The following is a 21,454-nucleotide window of genomic DNA, read 5'->3' on the forward strand; positions in this document are numbered from 1 at the left end:
CTTACAAAGGATACCGAGAATATTCCAGCGCATATCCTGCACAAAATCGCAAAGGACATGAACCATGCCACTCACTGAGAAGCAACTGAAGGAACGTGACGCCAAACGTAATATTGGCGAAGAGTTACTGGCCGCCATACAGGATGTCAAAGCGGGACATTACGGCGCAGTGCATCAGGTTGAAATCACTCAAGCTGCAGAAGCCAGGAGTAAAACCGGATTGTCACAACCCAAGTTTGCCGAGCTTTTAGGGGTTTCGGTAAGAACACTTCAAGAGTGGGAACAAGGGCGTCGCTCTCCTTCCGGGGCCGCACGCTCACTGCTGCACATAGCAGCCATACGGCCAGACGTTTTCCGGGAAGTACTCAGTAACGCCTGATGACGCTACTGAGCTGTCGGTCGATGACTACCGACTGATCTTGAGCCCCTTGCGCCCGGCATGCCGCTCCAGTGCCAGCTCGATCAAGCGGCTCACCAGCTCGCTGTAACTCATCCCCGCTGCCTGCCACAGCTTGGGGTACATGCTGATGCGGGTGAAGCCGGGCAGTGAGTTGATTTCGTTGATCAGCACTTCGCCATCCTCGGTGAGGAACACATCGACCCGGGCCAGCCCGGAGCAGCCCAGCACCCCGAATGCCTCGATGGCCAACTGGCGGATACGCTCACTGGCGTCATGGCTGATAGCGGCCGGCACCACCACTTGGGCGGCCTGCTCGTCGATGTATTTGCTGTCGTAGGAATAGAAGCCGTTGCTCACCACGATCTCGCCACAACCACTGGCGATGGGGTTGTCGTTGCCCAATACGGCGCATTCGATTTCGCGGCCTTGAACGGCAGATTCCACCAGCACTTTTTCATCAAAACCCAAAGCCAGCTCGACGGCTGCGTGGTACTCGGCTTCGCTGGCAACCTTGCTCACCCCCACCGAAGACCCCTGGTTCGCGGGTTTGACGAACATCGGCAAGCCCAGTTTGTTGACGGCCGTTTCAAAGGATGTGCGCGCCGCATTGCCACGGGTCAGGGTGATGAACGGGGTAACGCCAATACCGGCATCGCGTAGCAGGCGCTTGCTGATGTCCTTGTCCATGCACACCGCCGAGCCGAGCACATCGGAGCCAACGAAAGGCATATCGGCCATGCGCAGCAAACCTTGCAGGCAGCCATCTTCACCCAGGGTGCCGTGGACGATGGGGAAGATTACGTCGATGTGTTCCAGCATACCCTGCCCGGAGGTTTCCACGACTTGCCGGCTGCCCTTGCCTGGCACCACCGCCAGTTCGCGGTTGGACTGGTTGAGGGCGATCAGCGCCGGGTTCTCCTGGTTGATCAGGAAGTTCGACGTGTCGTTGAGGTGCCAGTGGCCGGCCTTGTCGATGCCGATCAGGACGGGCTCGAAGCGCGTACGGTCCAAGGCGTCGACGATATTGCGCGCCGATTGCAAAGAGACTTCGTGCTCGGCCGAACGGCCACCAAAAATAATACCCACCCGCACCTTGCTCATGACCCAGCCTCACAGTTGAAAGTAAGGCTTCTTAACACGGGCGGTTAGCGATTCGCCACCAGATGTGCACCGAACAGTACGTAGCAACCACCGGCAAAACGGTCGAGCCACTTGCGCGAACGACTGTAGAGGTTGGCCATGCGCTCACTGGAAAACACCAGTGCAACGGCGCAATACCAACTGAACGACAAGCTGGCCATGACGACCACAGCCAGCGTCAGCAGCAACGGCGAGGGCGAAGGAGGCATGGTCGAGGCGAAGATCGTCGCGACAAACAAGGCGGACTTCGGGTTGGACAAATTACCGAGCAAACCCAGCCGCCAAGCCGACAACAGCGAGCGTCGCTGCCCATCCGCCAGCGGGTTCCGGCCCGCGACCGGTACCGAACGTTTGAACAGCCTGAGCCCCAGGTAAATCAGGTAGCAGCCACCGATAATCTTGAACGCCAGGTACAACATGGGCGCCGCCGTAAACAACGACTTGATGCCCAGGCCACCGGCCACTCCCCACAGCACCGTACCCGAGGCGACACCTGCCGAGGCCGCCACACCATGGCGGCGCGAGGCATTGGCGGCTAACTGGGCGATGTTGAAAAAATTCGGCCCCGGGGTGACGACAGCAACTATCCAGAGCAACGCTAACGAGAGCAATGGCGCGGTATAGACCCAGTGTGAAAGCTCCATAAACTGACCCCTGCTCGAAAAAATCGCCAATCCGTGTGAAAGCAGCATAAGCCGATCCCTGTTCGAAAAATAGTTAGCCGCTACCGCTCGACCGGAGGTTCCGGCATATGCACCAACAGATCACCGGGCTGGCACTGCAGATAGGTGCAGATGGCATCCAGCGTCCCCAGCCGTATACCCTTGACCTTGCCTTGTTTGAGCAACGACAGGTTCTGTTCGGTAATTCCGATGGCGGCCGCCAGGTCCTTGGATTTGACCTTGCGCCGGGCAAGCATGACGTCCAGCTCAATCACAATGGGCATTTCAATCTCAGACAAAGGTGCGGTTTTCGGAATCGACTTCACTGGCCTGCCACAGAATACGCGCAATCACTGCGATACAACCGGCTAGAAACAGTGCCACAACGCTGGGCGCCGTCACGCTCAGGGTGATCAATCGCTCGCCGACCGGCAAGGTCATTGTTATCCAGGCGCTCAGCAATGGTTCGCATAGGAAGTCCAGCAAGACCCAGATCGCGACGGCTTTCCCAACCTTGCCCAAGTGCGAAGCGGCCGTGCTGGAAAAGTACTCACCCCGCGAATAGCGCTGGAACAGCTTGCGCAGATGATTCAAGCCACTCGCCAAGGCCATCAGCGGAATACTCGACAGCACAATGGCGCCCAGGGTTTGCCATAGCGGGAACAGGGCTACCTGGTCCATGCGCCCCTGGATCAGGCGATCGCTCAGCGCAAAACTGAAGCCTCGCCCACCAGTAGAGGAGCTCAAGGTTGGAAACAACCACACAGCCGCGTTCAGGACCAGCATGCCGACAATCAGCAACAATGTGATCACTGACATTCGTTGGCTAAGCAGGGCAAGACGTTGAGTGTTCATAAACAACCTCGTTGAATTAATGTCGAGGCAAAATAGCGAATTTATTATCGTAAAACAATAATAATTTACCGATAAACGATTAAAATCGCTCATCCTCCCCAAAAAAACCTGCACAATCGTTCAAGACCACGCCCCACAACCTGCACAGACTGGGTTAACGTGTTTCCACCTCTATTTGTGACAAGTCACCATGGGCCAACCCACCTCCACCCTCGACTGGCTGCACCGCGCCCCGCACGCCAGCGGCCTGGACCGTATCGAGGCGTACTTTGCGGGCTTTGCATTCGATCCCCATCGCCATGACACCTATGCGATCGGGCGCACTTTGTTTGGCGTACAGAGCTATCACTACCGGGGCTGCATGACCCACAGCCTGCCCGGCACGACCATGGTGATTCACCCGGATGAAACCCATGACGGCCGCGCCAGCAGCGTGGAAGGCTTCAAGTACCGCATGATTTATGTAGAACCGGCGTTGATCCAGCAGATTCTCGGAGGCCGGCCTTTACCGTTTATCCACAAGGGCCTATCGACAGACCCACGGTTATTTCGCGCCAGCGAAGTGTTGCTGCAAAGCCTCGATTGCCCGATCGACCCGATGCAGGAGCAGGACGCACTGTACGACCTGGCCCAGGCACTGAACGCCGCCTCGGGGGTGATTGTCAGCCGCAAGTCGTTCGACTACGTCGCCGCCGAGCGCGCTCGGGAATTTATCCACAGCGCGCTGGGCCGCAGCATTACCCTGGATGAAATGGCCGACCACTGCGGGCGTGATCGCTGGGCCTTGTCGCGGGATTTTCGCTTGTTGTTCGGCACCAGCCCTTATCGCTACCTGACCATGCGGCGGCTGGACCTGGTACGCAGCTTGCTGGCCCAGGGGCAATCGTTGGTAGACGCGGCACTGACCGCCGGCTTCACCGACCAGAGCCATATGACCCGGCAATTTCGCAGCACCTACGGCATGCCGCCGTCGCGCTGGGTGAAGATGCTCGGGCGCTGAAAAAACTGGCTCGCCCTATGTGTGGGAGCGAGCTTGCTCGCTCCTACAGAGGGTGGATTCAGGGCAAAAGTTGACGCCCGACAACCGGTGCGCCGATGCTCAGGAAATTCCCGCCGGCAATGTGGTGCAAGGTGCGTAGCTCATCATGCCCTTCAAAATGCCAATGCCCCTCGCTGAACACGCGCACATCGGCGTAGGCGGCAACCACTTCGCCCAGAAACAGATCGTAGGTCTGCTGGTTGTGGGGTTCGGGTAACAAGCGGCATTCCAACCAGGCCACGCAGCCTTCCAGCAGCGGCGCTTCGGTGTGCTCCCCGCTAAAAGTTTGCAGGCCGTAAGCGGCAAACTTGTCGGTTTCAGCGCCGGTCGTATTACCGACCGTCTGCACCAGGTCAGCCTGGGCCACACAGGGCACCTGGAGCACGAAGGTGCCGGCGCTTTCGAGCAATTGGCGGGTCCAGGTGGATTTGTCCAGGACCACCGCGACTTTCGGCGGTTCGAAATCCAAGGGCATGGCCCAGGCTGCAGCCATGATATTGCGCTTGCCCCCAAAGGCTGCGCTCACCAGTACGGTCGGCCCGTGGTTAAGCAAACGATAAGCTTTGGACAGAGGAACGGGGCGACGATGGGTAGGGCTCATGGAAGGTCGGCTCTTCATGCAAGAAAGAACCTACGATACCTGAGCCCTATGCTCAGCTCGACAGCTGATTGGCGAACTGCCCGACCGCGCTGACCACCTTCTGCGCGCCGTCCTGAATTTCCACAATCACCGTACCCGCCTCGGACGCCAGCGCCAGCCCCTGTTCGGCTTGCACGCGGCCATCGGTCATCAGGGCGACCGCATCGCGGGCCATATCCTGGTTCTGACGCACCACACCGACAATCTCCTCAGTGGCTTTGCTGGTACGTGATGCCAGCTGACGAACTTCATCCGCCACCACCGCAAAACCACGGCCTTGCTCACCGGCACGGGCCGCCTCGATGGCCGCATTGAGCGCCAGCAGGTTGGTCTGCTCGGCAATACCGCTGATGGTCTTGACGATGCTGCCGATCACCTGGGACTGCTCGTTCAGCGCTTCAATGCCTTCGCCGGCCTGCTGCATGTGCTTGGCCAGGTCACGCATCACCCCCACCGCCTGCGTCACGACAGTGGTGCCGCGCTGAGCGCTGCTGTCGGTTTGCTGCGAAGTGCTGTAGGCAATGTTGGCGGCCTCGGCCACGGCCTGTTCCCGGTTGACCTGGTCGGTGATCACCGTGGCGAACTTGACCACTTTGTACACTCGATCATTGGCATCCAGCACCGGGTTATAGGTCGCTTCCAGCCACACCAGGCGCCCCTGGCTGTCGACACGCTTGAAGCGCGCCGCGATGAATTCTCCGGCCTTCAGGCGCGTCCAGAAATGCTGGTATTCGGCGCTGTTGTATTCCTCCGGCTCGCAGAATATGCGGTGATGCTTGCCCTGAATCTGCGCCAGGCTGTAGCCCATGCCATTGAGAAAACGGTCGTTGGCGGTCAGCACATGACCGTCGAGGTCAAACTCGATGACCGCAGTGGAGCGCACCAGCGCCGTGATCAGGTTTTCATGCTCACGCGAGGCCTCGATGGTCCGGGTCAGGTCGCTGGAGACGATCGAGAAATATTTGATGCGCCCGTCCGAGCTGCGCACCGGCTGCACGATCGAGCGCAGCCACGCTTCCTTGCCATTGCCGCGCATCAGGCGCACGGTGCCGGCATAGTGTTCACCGCGTACCAGTGCGTTCTTGAAACGCTGCTGGAATTCGTTGTCGCGCACATGTGCCGGAAACAACTCATCAATCAAGCGCCCCGACAGTTGCGTGCCTTGATAAGCCATCTCCTGAAGAAAGAGGGCGTTGACCGACGCGATGCGCCCTTGCGGGTCCAGGGTGATCGCGATCATTTCGCTTTCCAGGCTCTCTTTAACCTGTTGCAAGCTGGACAACTCTTCGCGAAGAGCCGACAGCTCCTGCTTCAAACGGGTCGTGAACATGGGGCACCAATGATCAAATGATGACAGGGTATTTTCTGCATCGGCGCGGCCGGCGTTTTCTGAAGAGGGTTTCACCTCAGATCCAACTATATTCCTGGCCGGTCAGCCGCCATTGTTCCGGCACACCCCCATCACTTGATACTCCAGGGTATTGAGCTTGCCCGTGGAGTCCTCATAGGTCATGCGTGACGGCACCGGGTTGCACGAGCGGATGGGCGGCGTCACGTTGACCACGTTGGCGATGTCCAGCTTCATGCCGTAGCGATACGCCTGTACCTCGGGTGCCGGCTTGCCGACCCTGGCCGCGTAATCGGCCATAGCCTTTTCATTGCGCTCCATCATCAGAGCGAACGTACGATCCCCGCCGCCTTCGGCCAATGCGCCAAAAGACAGGATAGCCGTTAATACACCCAGGCCAATTTTATAAAAGTTCATTACCGGTTCCTCGTCTGAAAGTTCAGTGCCGAGATTAACCAGCCAACCCTGACGCCATGTTCACGACAACATTACTTATTTGTTAGGTGGCCATGACTTTCCAGAATTGTAATGTTCGAGCCACTTTCCCGTTATCTGAGGTTTGCAACTATCAGCCTGGGCCAGATCAATAAGAACGCCCGCCCCCATAAGAAGCCGATAACTGCCAAGCCCCAGGAGCGAACCATGAATATCCGCCACTACACCCTTCCCTTTTCGTTGATCGCCGCATTGCCCCTGACCGCCGTGGCTGCTGAGGACAAGCCCGAAGGGTTTATCGAAGGCAGCAGTGTCAACGTGCTAGCGCGCAATTTTTACTTCAACCGAGATGATCGCAAGGGCCAATCCAGCCCCACCGGCAACGGTTATTCCGCGGCCTGGGCGCAGGGGTTGATCGGCAAATTCGAATCCGGTTTTACCCAAGGCACGGTGGGGTTCGGCCTGGATGCGTTCGCCATGTACGGCCTGCAACTCGACTCGGGCAGCGGCCGCAGCGGCGGCAAGGGCTCGTTCGGCGTGCTGCCGGTGGACAGCGACAACCACCCTGAAAACAGCTACAGCAGAGTTGGCGGCGCGGTGAAATTGCGCGTGCTCGACACCGTGATCAAGGCCGGTGATGTGTTCCCACTCACCCCCGTGGTGGCGTACGGCGACTCGCGTTTACTGCCGCAAAGCTTTCGTGGCGTGACCGCGCAAAACACCTCCATCGAGGGTTTGAGCCTGCAAGGCGGGCGCTTGAGCGGCATGAGCCAACCCAACGAAAGCGGCATGAACAACGGTTTCGCGACCTTCTATGCAGGCAAGGTGGACTCGCCCTGGATCGGCTACTTCGGCGGTGATTACCAGCTCAACAAACACTTGAGTGTGAGCCTGTACAGCAGCCGCTTGAAGGACGCCTGGGATCAATATTATTTCGGCAGCGCCGCCAGTTACCCGCTGAACGATGACGTCTCATTGTTCGGCGACTTCAACTATTACAAAGCGGTGGACGAAGGCAAAAAACGCCTGGGTGAGTTCGATAACAACATCTGGAGTGCCAGGCTCGGGGTCAAGATCGGCGCCCACAGCGTAGCCGTCTCGCACCAGCGCAACAACGGCGATGACGACTTTGATTATCTGCGCCAATCAGACTCGATCTTCCTCAATAACTCGATCCAGTACAGCGACTTCAACGCGCCCAAGGAACGCTCCTGGATGCTGCGCTATGACCTGGACATGCAGCCGTTCGGTATCCCCGGCCTGTCGTTCATGACCCGCTACGCTAAAGGCACGGGTGCCGACTACAGCAACGCCAACGCCGTCTACATGCGCCGCGATGCAGCGGGTAACCCGCTGACCGACCAGCGTCGCTGGGAGCGGGATATCGAGGCCAAATATGTGGTGCAAAGTGGCACCTTGAAAGACCTGTCATTGCGCCTGCGCCAGGCCACCGTGCGCTCCAGTGCATTTGAGTCGGACCTGGAGGAAGTTCGCTTGATTGCCGAATATCCACTGGTAGCGCTGTAAGTGATTACATTCGTTCGCCGTTGACCAACATCTGTTCACAAATTCCCAGTTATCAAAACTGTAATATTGGCCTCACCTTCTCGTTAAGTTGATCTTCCTATACTGGCCTCAACTTATTCACCGAGCACATTCATCTCTGAAGCTTTTGTGTAGCTCCTTTGGAAAGAGATGGATTTTTAACGCCCCGCCTGGGGCGTTTTTTTTGAGCCCGGCTTTGTGCGGCCGATGGTCGCAGTTGACCCTGAAGCTACTTCACGGTTCAGACTTTTCCTACTCCCCCAACGCACAGCCCATAAGGAAATGGCCTTCTTTTCTCTTCGTGATAGGTAACCCCCCATGCGTATCCTTGTGGTTGAGGACGAACAAAAAACCGCCGACTACCTGCAGCAAGGCTTGAACGAAAGCGGCTATGTGGTGGACTGCGCCAGCAATGGCGTTGACGGCCTGCACCTGGCCGGGCAACACGCGTATGAACTGGTGATTCTCGACGTCAACCTGCCCGGCAAAGATGGCTGGGAAGTGTTGGAGCAATTACGCCGCAACGGCACCCAGCGCGTGATGATGCTGACCGCCCGTGGCCGACTGGCGGACAAGATCAAGGGCCTGGACATGGGCGCCGATGATTACCTGGTCAAGCCCTTCGAATTTCCCGAGTTACTGGCGCGGGTGCGCACGCTGCTGCGGCGCAGCGAACATATTCAACAGCCTGAAGTGTTTCGCGTATCGGACCTTGAGTTGGACCCTCGCCGCCATCGCGCCTATCGCGGCAACCGGCGCATTGACCTGACCACCAAGGAGTTTGCCCTGCTGCAGGTGCTGATGCGCCAGACCGGTGAAGTACTGACCCGCACGCAGATCATCTCCCTGGTGTGGGACATGAACTTCGACTGCGATACCAACGTGGTGGAGGTCTCCATCAGCCGCCTGCGTGCCAAGGTCGATGACCAGAGCGAGGTCAAGCTGATCCACACCATCCGCGGTGTGGGCTACGTGTTGGAGGCGCGCCCATGAAAACCGGCAGTCTGTCGATGCGCCTGGGCCTGACCGTCAGCCTGATGGGCGCGGGCCTGGTCGTGCTGCTGGCGACCCTGGCCTACCTGGCCCTGACCCATGAGCTGGAAAAACTGGCGCGCAAGGGCCTGGAAAGCAAGATGGAACAGATCCAGCACAGCCTCGCCTTGGGCCTCGACACCCACGCCATTCGTGCCCGCCCACATTCGCTGATGGACCTGGTGATGGGCCACGACAACTTCTACCTGACCATCGTCGGCACCGCGCCCAACAACAGTGTACTGCTGAGCGTCGGTGCCAAGCCGCAAGAACCGCTGCTGACCGACTTCAAGCCTCGGGAAAACCTCGGTTACCTGAACTGGACGGACAGCTATGGCAACCAGGTACTCAGCGCCTCCAGCCTGATGCGCCTGGCCAGCGGCGAACGCGTACGGGTGCTGCTGTCCCTGGACCGCATGGACGACCAGGCCCTGCTCAGCGCCTACCTGAGAGCCACTATCATCGCGCTGCCCATGTTGCTGATCCTGATCGGCATGGGTGCCTGGTGGCTGGTGCAACGCGGGCTCGCGCCATTGAAGCAGTTCAGTCATGTGGCAGCCCAAGTCACCACCCAGGACCTCACCCATCGGTTGTCCATCGATAACTTGCCCAAGGAACTGGGCGAACTGGCTCAAGGCTTCAATGTGATGCTCAATCGCCTGGACGCCGGGGTGCAGCAGCTCTCGCAATTCTCCGATGACCTCGCCCACGAACTGCGTGCGCCCCTGACCAACTTGATGGGCAAGGCCCAACTGACCTTGTCACGCCAACGCCCGCCGGAGGAATACAAGGCCGTACTGGAATCCAGCACCGAAGAACTGGAACGCCTGGGACGCATCGTCAATGACATGCTGTTTCTGGCCCAGGTCAGCCACCCGGCGGCACGCGCGTCGTTCACGGCGGTCCCACTGGCGGCTGAAGCCCATCGGGTCATGGAGTTGTTTGCGCTGAGTGCCGAAGACAAGCAATTGACCCTGACCTTGAGCGGCGACGCCCAGGTACTCGGGGACCGCCTGATGATCCAGCGTGCGCTGTCCAATCTGCTGTCCAATGCCATCCGCCACAGCCCGGCGGGCTCGCATATTTCGTTGCTGGTGGAAACCTATGGCAACCAGGTGTCGGTATCGGTGAGCAACCCCGGCCCAGGCATCGAAGCCCAGCACCTGCCGCACCTGTTCGAACGTTTCTACCGCGTCGACAGCAGCCGCGCCCGCAACGAGGGCGGTACCGGCCTGGGGCTGGCCATCGTGCGGTCGATCATGACCTTGCACCAGGGGCAGGCCGACGTACGCAGCCTGCCCGGTGGTTTCACGCTGTTTCGCCTGGTCTTCCCATTCACGTGAAGTGCAAGGGTCATTCTTCCTTGCGGTGCGCCCATTGATACAGCGCCGGCAGCACCAGCAAGGTCAGCAGCGTCGATGAAATAATCCCGCCGATCACCACCGTCGCCAACGGCCGCTGCACCTCTGCGCCGGTGCCGGTGGCGAGTGCCATGGGAATAAACCCGAGGGAGGCCACCAACGCAGTCATCAGTACCGGACGCAAGCGCGTCAGCGCACCTTCATTGACCGCGTTTGATAATGAACGCCCTTCCTCCCGCAGGTTGCGGATGAAGGCAATCATGACCAGCCCGTTGAGCACCGCCACCCCGGACAATGCGATGAAGCCCACGCCTGCCGAGATCGACAACGGAATATCCCGTAACCACAGGGCCATGATTCCGCCGGTCAGCGCAAACGGAATCCCGGTAAACACCAGCAGGCCATCCTTGAGGTTGTTGAACATCATGAATAACAGCCCGAACACCAGCAGCAACGCCACCGGCACCACGATACGCAAACGCTCGGAGGCTTCCTTCAATTGTTCGAACTGGCCGCCCCAGGTGGTCCAGTAACCGGCGGGCACCTTCACCTGGCGGCTGATCGCCGTTTCGGCCTCTTCGACGAATGAACCGATATCCCGCCCCCGTACGTTGGCACTGACGATCACCAGGCGCTTGCCGTTCTCGCGGCTGATCTGGTTCGGGCCGAGCACCAGGTCCAGGCTGGCGACCTGGGACAAGGCAATAAAGCCCAATGGCCCCGCTCCGCTGCCGGCCATTGCCGGCACCGGGATCAGCAGTCGCGCAAGCCCCTCGATATCGGTGCGCAACGCATCGGACAAACGCACAACCATATCGAAACGACGATCGCCTTCGTACAAGGTACCGGCCTGGCGCCCACCCACCGCGACGGCAATGGTGTCCTGCACATCGCCCACGTTCAGGCCAAAACGCGCGGCCTTGTCGCGGTCGATATTGATGGTCAGCACCGGCAGGCCGGAGGTCTGTTCCACCTTCACTTCCGAGGCGCCCGTGAGCTTTTTCAATGTTTCGGCAATTTCCTCGGCGGTCTTGTTCAGCACGGCCATGTCGTCACCAAACACCTTCACCGCCACATCACTGCGCACCCCGGAAATCAGTTCGTTGAATCGCAACTGGATCGGTTGCGACAGTTCATACGCGCTGCCCGGCACAATCGCACTGGCACGCTGGATATCGGCAATCAGCGCCTCGCGGGACTTCTTCGGATCGGGCCATTGCTCCTTCGGCTTGAGCATCACATAGCTGTCAGAAATATTCGGCGGCATCGGGTCGGAGGCGATTTCCGCAGTGCCGGTGCGAGCAAACACCCGCTCGATTTCCGGTACCTGGGCCAGCAAGGTTTTTTCCAGTTGCTGCTGCATCTGCACCGACTGCGTCAGGCTGGTGCCGGGTACGCGCAAGGCCTGCTGGGCGAAGTCGCCTTCACTGAGACTGGGGATAAACTCGCTGCCCATGCGGCTGGCGACCGCCCCGGAGGCGATGATGGTCAGCACCGCCAGGCCGAACACCAGCGAGCGACGAGCCATCACCCAATCCAGCACCGGGGCATAGGCCCGGCGCGCACTGCGCATCACCAGGTTTTCGTCTTCCTGGACCTTGCCGGTAACGAACAGCGCAATCGCCGCCGGCACAAAGGTCACCGACAAGATCATCGCGCCAAGCAGGGCGATCACCACGGTGAACGCCATGGGGTGGAACATCTTCCCGGCCACCCCCGTCAGGGCGAAGATCGGCAAGTACACCACCATGATGATCAGTTGACCGAAGATCAGCGCACGGCGCGCCTCCTTGGCCGCCGCGAACACCTCATGCAGGCGTTCGCTGCGGGTCAACAAGCGCCCATGACGGTGCTGCGCGTGGGCCAGACGGCGGATGGCGTTCTCCACGATCACCACCGCACCATCGACGATAATGCCGAAATCCAGCGCGCCGAGACTCATCAAGTTGGCGCTGACTTTATTGGTGAACATGCCGGTAAAGGTGAAGAGCATCGCCAGGGGAATCACCATGGCCGTAATCAGCGCCGCACGGATATTGCCCAGGAACAGGAACAGTACCGCGACCACCAGCAGCGCGCCTTCAAAGAGATTCTTCTTTACCGTGGCAATGGCTTTTTCCACCAGGCTGGTGCGGTCGTAGACGGTAACGGCCACCACCCCCTCGGGCAGCGAGCGGTTGATCTCTTCGAGCTTTTTCGCCACCGCCAGGGACACGGTACGGCTGTTTTCACCGATCAACATGAACACCGTGCCCAGCACCACTTCACGGCCGTTTTCAGTGGCTGCGCCGGTGCGCAGTTCGCGGCCGATCTCGACCTGAGCCACATTGCGCACGCGGATCGGCGTACCGTCCGAGGTGGTGATCACGATGTTGGCAATATCGTCGATGGACGCCACTTGCCCCGGCGCCCGAATCAACAACTGCTCACCGCTGCGTTCGATATAACCGGCACCGACGTTGGCGTTGTTGCGTTCCAGCGCCGTGACCAGATCGCCCAAGGTCAGGTTGTAGGCCGCCAGGCGCTTGGGGTCGGGCGCGACCTGATATTCCTTGGCGAAACCACCGATGGTGTTGATCTCCGCTACGCCCGGAACGTTGCGCAGTTGCGGCTTGATGATCCAGTCCTGGATCACCCGCAAGTCGGTCGGCGTGTAGGGCGTACCGTCATCTTTGAGTGCGCCCTCCTCGGCCTCGACGGTCCACAAGAATATTTCACCAAGGCCAGTGGAAATCGGCCCCATGGCCGTTTCGATACCCTCGGGTAATTGCTCACGGGCCACTTGCAGACGCTCGTTGACCAATTGGCGGGCAAAGAACAGGTCGGTGCCATCCTTGAAAATCACCGTGACCTGGGACAAACCAGAACGCGACAACGAACGCGTCTGCTGTAACCCCGGTAGCCCGGCCATGGCCGTTTCGATAGGAAAGGTGATGCGCTGCTCGGTTTCCAGCGGCGAAAACCCGGCCGCCGCCGAGTTGATCTGCACCTGCACATTGGTGATATCAGGCACGGCGTCGATGGGCAACTTCTGATAGCTGGCAATGCCGACACCGGCCATCAGCAGCACCGCCAGCAGCACGATGATGCGCTGCTCGATGGCAAATTGGATAAGGCGCTCAAACATGGGAAATCACTCGCAGGATCAATGGGCGTGTTCGGCCGAGCCTTTGCCCAATTCGGACTTGAGGATGAAGCTGCCGCCGGTTGCCACCTGTGCCCCGGCGTCGAGACCTTTGCGGACCTCGACGTAGCCGTTTTCACTCACGCCCAGTTCGAGATGGCGAGTGATAAAACCGTCCGGGGTGCGCACAAACACCGAAGGTTTGTCCTCGACGGTCTGGATCGCGGTTTGCGGCACGGTGACCTTGGCCTGATAGGTGTCGGTGGCCACTTGCACCGTCACAAACAGGCCCGGACGCCAGGCGTCATCAGGGTTGGGTACGCTCACGCGCACGCTGGCGGTGCGCGTCTGCTCGCCGAGCAGGTTGCCGACATAGGCCACCGTGCCGAGCACATCGGTGCCCATTTCGGTGGAGCTGACTTTCACCGGTTTACCGACGCGCACCTTGTTCAGGTCTTTGGGAAATACACCGAAGGTGACCCACACCTGGGACAGGTCCGAGAGCGTGAAGGCGTTGCTGGTTTCGCTGACCACTTCGCCGACGCCAAGGTGCTTTTCCACCACCACACCGGCGAACGGCGCGCGCAACTCGTAGCGATTACCGCCCGCCAAGACCGCGCTGCCGCTCAGGGCGTTCATCTTTTGCCGAGCGTTGTTCAGGGCAATTTCGGCCTCCTGCAAAGTCTGGCGTGCCAGCAGGTAATCCTGCTCTGCGGAGATCTCGTCCTTCCACAGCTGGCGCTCACGCTGGAAGGTGGTGCGCGCCAGTTCGACACGGCGCTCGCTGGCGGCCAACTCGCTACGTTGATCGGAGATCTGCTGGCTGGCGATCACCGCCAACAGTTCGCCCTTCTTCACCGCTTGCCCGAGGTTGACCTTGACCGCCTCTACGACGCCCGCCGCACGCGGAACAATGTGCGAGGTGCGGTCTTCGTCGAAGCGTACTTCTCCCGGCAATGTCAGCAGCGTACTGAGCGCACGGGGCTGTGCCTGCGCCAGTTGAATACCGGCGGCCTGGATCTGCGCCTCAGTGAGTTCGAGTTTGCCTTCCTCTTCATCGGCGCAGGCAAAACCCGACAGCATCAGGCTCAGGGCGACGGCGAGCGCCATGCCATGTTTCTTGTTCATCAAAAAGACTCCAGAAAAAATCAAAACCGGGCGAGGTCGCCGTAGATCCGTTCGATACGCACCCAGGCGTCGGTGGCCTGGGCGGTCGCCGTGAGGTATTGGGTGCGTGCAGCGATCAAGGTGCGCTGGGCATCGAGCACGTCGAGGAAGTTGAACTTGCCCATCTCGAAGCCACGGGTGGCACTGTCGACCGCGCGCTGGGCCGCCGGCAGAATCTGCTGGTTGAACGCTTGCACCTCGGTGTTTGCGGTTTGCCACAGGTCCAGCGCCTGACGGGTTTCGGTGCGCAGCCGCAGCTCGGTGGCATTGCGCAGGTCGCGCGCCTGGTCCGCACGGCGGCTGGCGGCGAGCACATTGCCCTGGTTACGGTTGAACAGCGGGATCGGCATCGACACCCCGACCACATTCACCCGCTCGCGCACGCTGGCGTCGTATTGGCTGCCGACCGACACGTCGAGGTCGGGAATGCGTTGGGCTTTTTCCAGGCCCACACTGGCTTCGCTTTGCAGGATCTGTAACTCGGCCAGACGCAATTCGGTGGTTTGCGCAAGGCGTGACAGCAATTGCGCAGAGGACGGCAAGGGCGGTGAGGATTGGCTTTGCGTGGCGACAGCCTGGAAGTCAGGCGCGGCGCTGCCGGTGCTAGCGGCCAAGCGGCGGTAGGCATCGGTGAGGCCGACCTGCGCACGGTTCAACTCCAGGCGAATCTCGGACAGTTGCACCTGGGCGCGGGTAGCTTCCACCGGTGAGGATTTACCGGCGTTGACACGCCCATTGGCGACCACCAGGCCGCGTTCGGCCAAGGCCATTGAGCGCTGCGCGAGGTCGAGGCGTTCCTGGGCGCGCAGGGCGCTGTAATAGCTGTCGATCACTTCGGCGCGAAGGCCGTTGCGGCGCTGCTCCAAGGACAGCGCGGCGGCGTCCTGGGCGCGGGTCGCCACGTCGATTCGCGCACCGCGCTTGCCGCCCAGCTCCAGGGTCTGGCTGAGTTTGACGGTCGTGGTGCGGCTGTTGCGGCGGGTGTCTTCCGCGTCCCAGGAGGCCACCGGGTTGGGGATCAAGCCGGCCTGTTGGCGACCGCCCTGGGCAATCTCGATCTCCCATTGCGCAGCCGCCAGTTCAGGGTTGTTGGCGAATGCGGCTTGCAAGGCTGAGTCGAGGGTGAGGGTTTGCGCCTGGGCGAGACTTGCGGCCATCCACAACGTCATCGCGCCTAAAAATGCTCTTACGGAAATTGCCATAACGAAAGTTCCACGCCCATGAAGTCGCTGAGGTTCCCAGCGGGGGCAATGTAACTTTCGTTACTTATCAGAGCGGTGGGTGGAACATTACAAATCCGTTAGCCGGGATCAGGCGTGAACCTCGTCGTGCTCGTCATGTTGAAAACCCTCCCCTTCGACCTGAATGGTCGCGTGGGAAATATCGAATTGTTCATGCAGCATTTCCGTGACCGCACTAAGGATTTGTTGCTCGGTGCCCTTCGACGCGTCCGCCACCAAATGGGTGCTCAGCACATTTTTGCCGCTGGTCAGGGCCCAGATATGCAGGTCGTGCACGCCCTTGACCCCGGGTACATTGCCAATGGCCTGCTCGATCTGATCGATATCCAGGCCCTCCGGAACACCTTGCAGCAGCACGTTCATGCTTTCCTTGAGCAGGGTCCAGGTGCGTGGCAATACCCAGAAACCAATCGCCGCCGCGACCACGGAGTCGATCCAGCCCCACCCCGTGAACATGATCACCACCGCCGCGATGATCACACCGATGGAACCGAGCATGTCGCTCCAGACCTCCAGGTACGCGCCTTTGACGTTCAGGCTCTCGCCGCTGGCGGCGCTGAGCAGGCGCATGGAGATCAGGTTGACGACCAACCCCAGCACCGCGATCACCAGCATGCCGGTGGACTGGATTTCGGCGGGCGCCTGTAACCGTTGATAGGCTTCGTAGAGGATGTAGAACGCCACGGCGAACAGCAGCAGCGCATTGAACGCCGCCGCCAGGATTTCGAAACGGGCGTAGCCAAAGGTGCGCTTGCGGTCGGCGGGACGCTTGGCGACCTGGATCGCCACCAGGGAAATCGCCAGGGCCAAGGCGTCGGTCATCATGTGCGCGGCGTCCGACAACAGTGCCAGGCTGCCGGTGATGAAGGCACCGATCACCTCGGCGATCATGAAGCTGCCGGTCAACCCCAGGGCAAACCAGAGTTTTCTTTCGTGGCCGGCGCGTACTTGGGCGTGGCTATGTCCTGCACTCATGAAATGTCTTCCTGTGAGGGTGTCCGTCGATCATAGAGCTATAGGCCAGATCTTCGGACCTGCATTGCAAACTTGTCATCCGCTCGCCAGCTCGCCGTTACATTGGCCGCACCAAAATCGCTCATGACCGCTCTGGAACCGCTCTATCGGGTATGCTTTTCGAGCAGGAAACAAAAAGAAACATATTAGCCAACCTGTTCGATAAGGAGTTCCCTCTTGGAGTTATCGACTGCTGCGTGGATGGTTCACGACACACGCCTCATGTTTTGCGTCCTGCTGGCCATCGCCAGCATCATCGTGCTGATCAGCGCGACCAAATTACCGCCGTTCCTGTCGATCCTGATCGGCACCTTTATCGCCGGTGTCGGCGCCGGGCTACCGCCGGAAGAAGTTGCCAAAGCCTTCAGCAAAGGCGCCGGGGCGATCCTCGGTGAGGCCGGCATCATCATTGCGCTGGGCTCGATGCTCGGCGCGTTGATGGCCGAATCCGGCGCAGCCGACCGCATCGCCACCACGTTGCTCGGGCTGGGCAAGGGCAAGTCATTGCCGTGGGTAATGGCCCTGGTGGCGATGGTCATCGGCCTGCCATTGTTCTTCGAAGTGGGCCTGGTGATGATGGTGCCGATCATCTTCGTGATGGCCAAGCGTTCGAACCAGCCTCTGCTTAAAATCGCCATCCCGGCGCTCGCGGGCATGACCACCCTGCACGCCCTGATGCCGCCGCACCCCGGGCCGCTGATTGCGGTGGGCGCGTTGCACGCCGACCTGGGCCTGACCATGTTGCTGGGCTTCTGCCTGGCGGTACCGGCCGTGATGCTGGCCGGCCCGATCTATGGCAACTGGCTGTCCAAACGCCTGCACGTGGATGAACCGGCCGATATCGGCGCGCTGTTCAGCGCACCGCCCAAGGCCCCGCGCCAGCCGAGCTTTGGGGTGTCGTTGCTGATCATTCTGTTGCCGGTGATTCTGATGCTGGGCAGCACCCTGGCCAAAGTCGCGCTGCCGGCAGAAAGCAGCATCGGCCTGACCTTGAAGTTCCTCGGTGAACCACTGATCGCCCTCGGCCTCGCCGTGATCGCCGCCGTGATCTGCCTGGGCTGGGCCGCCGGCATGCCCCGCGCCGATGTCGGCAACACCCTGCGCAAAGCGCTCGCACCCATCGCCGTACTGCTGCTGACCATCGGCGCCGGCGGCGGCCTCAAGCAAACCCTGCTCGACGCCGGTGTCAGCCAGACCATCAGCAAGGTCGCCGAAGGCGCACACATGCCTTATCTCTTACTCGCCTGGCTGATCGCCGTGGCCTTGCGCCAGGCCACCGGCTCAGCGACCGTCGCCACGACCACCACAGCCGGTATTCTCGCGCCGATGATGGCCGGGCTGGCGGCGACGCAGAGCTCATTGGTAGCCCTGGCGATTGGCGCAGGCTCGGTGTTCTTCTGCCACGTCAACGACGCCGGGTTCTGGATGGTGCGTGAGTACTTCGGCTTACAGCTCAAGCAGACGATCTGGGTGTGGTCGGTACTGCAGACTATTGTGTCGGTCGTAGGTTTGATCGGGACGCTGTTGCTCTGGCATTTTCTGACCTGAGCCTCAGGCAGCCAAGGTGTGGCGCTTGCCAAACAGCGCCACACTCGCCACACCCACCGCCCCCATCACCGCACAGTAACCCACACAAATCCACGGACTGGTCGGCATCAGCGCAATCAGCAACAGCGGCGTGGTACTCGCCCATAGCGCGTAGGCAATGTTGTAGGTAAAGGAAATCCCCGACACCCGCACCTGCGCCGGAAACAGCCCGACCATCACCGACGGCACCGCACCGACTACGCCACAACTCAAGCCCGCCAAGGCGTATGCCGCGCCCAGCCATACACCACCGGCGATCAGGCTGGCGTACAACACCGCAATGCCTACCGGCAGCAGCAGGCTATAGACCAGCACCGCGCGCCAAGCGCCGATGCGGTCGACCAAAAGGCCGGCGAGCACGCAGCCGATGTTCAGGAAGACGATGCCCAGCGCGCTCAAGGCGAAGGTGTGGCTGGGGCTCATACCGAAGGTTTTCTGCATCATGGTCGGGGTGATGACCACCAGTACCACCACGGCCGATGTCAGCACGCACGTGAGGATCATCGCCGGCAGCAACACGGCGCGATGCTCACGCAGCACGGTGCGCAGCGGCAGTTCGGCAGCGGCCTGGCGGCGTGCCTGCATTTCGAGGAACACCGGGGTTTCGCTGAGCCAGCGGCGCAGCCAGACGCCGATCACACCGAACACACCACCGAGCAGGAACGGGAAGCGCCAGGCGTAATCGAGGATTTCGGCGGGGCTGAAGAGTTGCGCCAGCAGCGTCGCGGTGAGGGCACCAAGCAGGTAGCCGAAGGTCAGGCCGGCTTGCAGGAAACCCAGGGCGTAGCCGCGGTGATGGATCGGGGCGTGCTCGGCGACAAAGGTCCAGGCGCTGGGCACTTCGCCGCCGACCGCCGCCCCTTGCAGCACGCGCAAGGCGAGCAGAATCAGCGGTGCGAAATAGCCGATTTGCGCGTACGTCGGCATGATCCCGATCAGCAGGCACGGCAAGGCCATCATCAGAATACTCAGGCTGAACACACGCTTGCGTCCCAGATGGTCGGCGAAGTGCGCCATCAGGATGCCGCCCAGCGGGCGTGCGAGGTAGCCAGTGACAAAGATGCCGAAGCTTTGCAGCAGGCGCAGCCACTCCGGCATTTCCGGCGGGAAGAACAGTTGGCTGAGGGTCAGTGCGAAGAATACGAAGATGATGAAGTCGTAGATTTCCAGGGCGCCGCCGAGGGCGGCCAGGCCCAGGGTTTTGTAGTCGGAGCGGGAAAAACGCTGCGCCTGTGAAGAGAAGGTGGCAGTCATGTGAAAGCTCGGCAGACAAACAAAATGGCGTGCAGGTTATGAGCTGAGCCCAATGATGGCAATCACGACAGATATATTTGTTTTCCTCATTGATCGATGAAGATAACTGCATTCCCATATCAATAGCCGTAGCGGAACATGCCGTAAAACTGCCGAACCTCATAATAAATACAAGAGGAATGACTCGTGGCCGATGCTATCGAAGAAAGCCGCTATGCCCGCTTTGCCCTGCGCTGCTCCAATTTCGCCGAGCGCTGGTTTCCTGACTCCTGGGTGTTTGCCGCCCTCGCCGTGATCATCGTGGCCGTGGCGACCCTGGGCATGGGCGCCGCGCCCACCGAAGCCGCCAAGGCTTTTGGTGACGGTTTCTGGAGTTTGATCCCGTTCACCATGCAGATGGCCTTCGTGGTGATCGGTGGTTATGTGGTGGCCAGCTCGCCGCCTGCGGTGAAGTTGATCGACCGGCTGGCGCGTATCCCGAAGAACGGCCGCTCGGCCGTGGCCTGGGTGGCGTTGATTTCCATGGTCGCCTCCTTGCTCAACTGGGGCCTGTCCCTGGTGTTCGGTGGGCTACTGGTACGCGCACTGGCCCGGCGCACGGATTTGCGCATGGACTACCGCGCCGCCGGTGCGGCTGCCTATTTGGGGCTGGGCGCAGTGTGGGCGCTGGGGTTGTCGTCATCCGCCGCGCAGTTGCAGGCCAACCCGGCGAGCTTGCCGCCCTCGATCCTGGCGATCACCGGGATGATCCCGTTCACCGACACCATCTTCCTGTGGCAATCCGGCGCGCTGTTGCTGGCGTTGATCGTGGTCTCGCTGATCGTCGCCTACGCCACCGCACCAGGGCCGAACAGCGCCCGCGATGCCAAGGCGTGCGGCGTCGACCCGGCGTTCAACCTGCCCAAGCCGCAAGCACCGAGCCGCCCTGGCGAATGGCTGGAACACAGCCCGCTGCTGACCATCCTGCTGGCCTTGCTGGCCGCCGGCTGGCTGTTCCATGAGTTTTCGACCAAGCCGGCGATCAGTGCGATCTCGGGACTGAACACCTACAACTTCCTGTTCATCATGGTCGGCGCACTGCTGCACTGGCGTCCGCGCAGCTTCCTCGATGCAGTGACTCGCGCCGTGCCGACCACCACCGGCGTGCTGATCCAGTTCCCGCTGTACGGCTCGATCGCTGCGTTGATGACCGGGGTCAAGGGCGGCGATGGCCAGACCCTGGCGCACCATATCTCGACCTTCTTTACCTCTATCGCCTCCCACGACACCTACGCACTATTGATGGGCGTGTACTCGGCGGTCCTGGGCTTCTTTATTCCGTCAGGCGGCGGCAAGTGGATCATCGAAGCGCCTTATGTGATGCAAGTGGCCAATGACTTGCAGTATCACCTGGGCTGGGCAGTGCAGATCTACAATGCCGCCGAAGCGCTGCCGAACCTGATCAACCCGTTCTACATGCTGCCGCTGCTGGGCGTGTTGGGGTTGAAGGCACGGGATCTGATCGGGTTTTCGTTCGTGCAACTGCTGGTGCACACGCCGTTGGTGCTGTTCCTGCTGTGGGCGCTGGGGACGACGTTGAAGTATTTGCCGCCGGTGATGCCTTAATCAAC

The 21,454-nt window shown here is 60.5% G+C and carries 19 protein-coding genes; 7 read left to right on the top strand and 12 right to left on the bottom strand.

Features of this window, described 5'->3' with window-relative positions:
- Nucleotides 1-64: 64 nt before the first annotated feature.
- Nucleotides 65-379: a helix-turn-helix domain-containing protein gene (locus tag C9383_RS11225; RefSeq protein WP_090366954.1), complete on the top strand. Its 315-nt coding sequence runs from the start codon at nucleotides 65-67 to the stop codon at nucleotides 377-379.
- A 27-nt stretch (nucleotides 380-406) separates the two neighbouring features.
- Here the strand turns inward: C9383_RS11225 and ddlA are convergent, their stop codons facing one another.
- The 4 genes from ddlA to C9383_RS11245 form a co-directional block, all read right to left on the bottom strand.
- Complete coding sequence (ddlA, locus tag C9383_RS11230; protein ID WP_090366955.1) at nucleotides 407-1,501, bottom strand: D-alanine--D-alanine ligase; 1,095 nt, start codon at nucleotides 1,499-1,501, stop codon at nucleotides 407-409.
- A gap of 44 nt (nucleotides 1,502-1,545) precedes the next feature.
- Nucleotides 1,546-2,184, bottom strand: a complete 639-nt coding sequence (locus C9383_RS11235; protein ID WP_090366956.1) for a LysE family translocator — start codon at nucleotides 2,182-2,184, stop codon at nucleotides 1,546-1,548.
- 80 nt (nucleotides 2,185-2,264) lie between these two features.
- Nucleotides 2,265-2,486, bottom strand: a complete 222-nt coding sequence (locus C9383_RS11240) for a helix-turn-helix domain-containing protein (RefSeq protein WP_060754782.1) — start codon at nucleotides 2,484-2,486, stop codon at nucleotides 2,265-2,267.
- A gap of 7 nt (nucleotides 2,487-2,493) precedes the next feature.
- Nucleotides 2,494-3,057, bottom strand: coding sequence for a DUF2975 domain-containing protein (locus tag C9383_RS11245; protein ID WP_090366957.1), 564 nt, complete (start codon nucleotides 3,055-3,057; stop codon nucleotides 2,494-2,496).
- 190 nt (nucleotides 3,058-3,247) lie between these two features.
- Between C9383_RS11245 and C9383_RS11250 the strand changes: the two genes are divergently transcribed.
- Nucleotides 3,248-4,057, top strand: coding sequence for an AraC family transcriptional regulator (locus C9383_RS11250; RefSeq protein WP_060754780.1), 810 nt, complete (start codon nucleotides 3,248-3,250; stop codon nucleotides 4,055-4,057).
- Between the two features lie 58 nt (nucleotides 4,058-4,115).
- Here the strand turns inward: C9383_RS11250 and C9383_RS11255 are convergent, their stop codons facing one another.
- The 3 genes from C9383_RS11255 to C9383_RS11265 all read right to left on the bottom strand — a co-directional run bounded on the left by C9383_RS11255 (nucleotide 4,116) and on the right by C9383_RS11265 (nucleotide 6,501).
- Complete coding sequence (locus tag C9383_RS11255) at nucleotides 4,116-4,697, bottom strand: flavin reductase family protein (RefSeq protein ID WP_090366958.1); 582 nt, start codon at nucleotides 4,695-4,697, stop codon at nucleotides 4,116-4,118.
- Between the two features lie 52 nt (nucleotides 4,698-4,749).
- Entirely contained in the window at nucleotides 4,750-6,066 is a 1,317-nt protein-coding gene (locus C9383_RS11260; RefSeq protein ID WP_090366959.1) for a methyl-accepting chemotaxis protein, read from the bottom strand.
- A gap of 102 nt (nucleotides 6,067-6,168) precedes the next feature.
- Nucleotides 6,169-6,501, bottom strand: a complete 333-nt coding sequence (locus C9383_RS11265) for a DUF2790 domain-containing protein (protein WP_060754777.1) — start codon at nucleotides 6,499-6,501, stop codon at nucleotides 6,169-6,171.
- 225 nt (nucleotides 6,502-6,726) lie between these two features.
- Between C9383_RS11265 and C9383_RS11270 the strand changes: the two genes are divergently transcribed.
- From C9383_RS11270 to C9383_RS11280, 3 genes are all read left to right on the top strand, one after another.
- Nucleotides 6,727-8,046, top strand: a complete 1,320-nt coding sequence (locus tag C9383_RS11270) for an OprD family porin (RefSeq protein ID WP_090366960.1) — start codon at nucleotides 6,727-6,729, stop codon at nucleotides 8,044-8,046.
- A gap of 336 nt (nucleotides 8,047-8,382) precedes the next feature.
- Nucleotides 8,383-9,057, top strand: a complete 675-nt coding sequence (locus C9383_RS11275; RefSeq protein WP_090366961.1) for a heavy metal response regulator transcription factor — start codon at nucleotides 8,383-8,385, stop codon at nucleotides 9,055-9,057.
- A complete protein-coding gene (locus C9383_RS11280; protein ID WP_090366962.1) occupies nucleotides 9,054-10,439 on the top strand; it encodes a heavy metal sensor histidine kinase in 1,386 nt (461 codons plus the stop codon). Before C9383_RS11275 ends, C9383_RS11280 begins: the two co-directional genes overlap by 4 nt.
- A gap of 10 nt (nucleotides 10,440-10,449) precedes the next feature.
- Here C9383_RS11280 and C9383_RS11285 read toward each other — a convergent pair whose 3' ends face one another.
- The 4 genes from C9383_RS11285 to C9383_RS11300 all read right to left on the bottom strand — a co-directional run bounded on the left by C9383_RS11285 (nucleotide 10,450) and on the right by C9383_RS11300 (nucleotide 16,964).
- A complete protein-coding gene (locus C9383_RS11285) occupies nucleotides 10,450-13,584 on the bottom strand; it encodes a CusA/CzcA family heavy metal efflux RND transporter (protein ID WP_090366963.1) in 3,135 nt (1,044 codons plus the stop codon).
- Between the two features lie 18 nt (nucleotides 13,585-13,602).
- On the bottom strand, nucleotides 13,603-14,709 hold the full coding sequence (locus tag C9383_RS11290) for an efflux RND transporter periplasmic adaptor subunit (RefSeq protein ID WP_090366964.1): 1,107 nt from the start codon (nucleotides 14,707-14,709) through the stop codon (nucleotides 13,603-13,605).
- A gap of 20 nt (nucleotides 14,710-14,729) precedes the next feature.
- Nucleotides 14,730-15,950 carry a TolC family protein gene (locus C9383_RS11295; RefSeq protein ID WP_090366965.1) on the bottom strand — a complete coding sequence of 407 codons (1,221 nt, stop codon included), beginning with the start codon at nucleotides 15,948-15,950 and terminating at the stop codon, nucleotides 14,730-14,732.
- A gap of 108 nt (nucleotides 15,951-16,058) precedes the next feature.
- On the bottom strand, nucleotides 16,059-16,964 hold the full coding sequence (locus C9383_RS11300; protein WP_090366966.1) for a cation diffusion facilitator family transporter: 906 nt from the start codon (nucleotides 16,962-16,964) through the stop codon (nucleotides 16,059-16,061).
- A gap of 216 nt (nucleotides 16,965-17,180) precedes the next feature.
- Between C9383_RS11300 and C9383_RS11305 the strand changes: the two genes are divergently transcribed.
- A complete protein-coding gene (locus C9383_RS11305; RefSeq protein WP_060754769.1) occupies nucleotides 17,181-18,551 on the top strand; it encodes a GntT/GntP/DsdX family permease in 1,371 nt (456 codons plus the stop codon).
- Between the two features lie 3 nt (nucleotides 18,552-18,554).
- Here the strand turns inward: C9383_RS11305 and C9383_RS11310 are convergent, their stop codons facing one another.
- On the bottom strand, nucleotides 18,555-19,844 hold the full coding sequence (locus tag C9383_RS11310; RefSeq protein ID WP_090366969.1) for an MFS transporter: 1,290 nt from the start codon (nucleotides 19,842-19,844) through the stop codon (nucleotides 18,555-18,557).
- A 186-nt stretch (nucleotides 19,845-20,030) separates the two neighbouring features.
- On the opposite strand from C9383_RS11310, the gene C9383_RS11315 reads away from it, so the two are divergent.
- On the top strand, nucleotides 20,031-21,449 hold the full coding sequence (locus C9383_RS11315; RefSeq protein ID WP_090366970.1) for a short-chain fatty acid transporter: 1,419 nt from the start codon (nucleotides 20,031-20,033) through the stop codon (nucleotides 21,447-21,449).
- The last annotated feature ends 5 nt before the right edge of the window (nucleotides 21,450-21,454 follow it).

This window comes from Pseudomonas palleroniana, assembly GCF_003031675.1.
GTDB classification, from domain to species: Bacteria; Pseudomonadota; Gammaproteobacteria; order Pseudomonadales; family Pseudomonadaceae; genus Aquipseudomonas; species Aquipseudomonas palleroniana.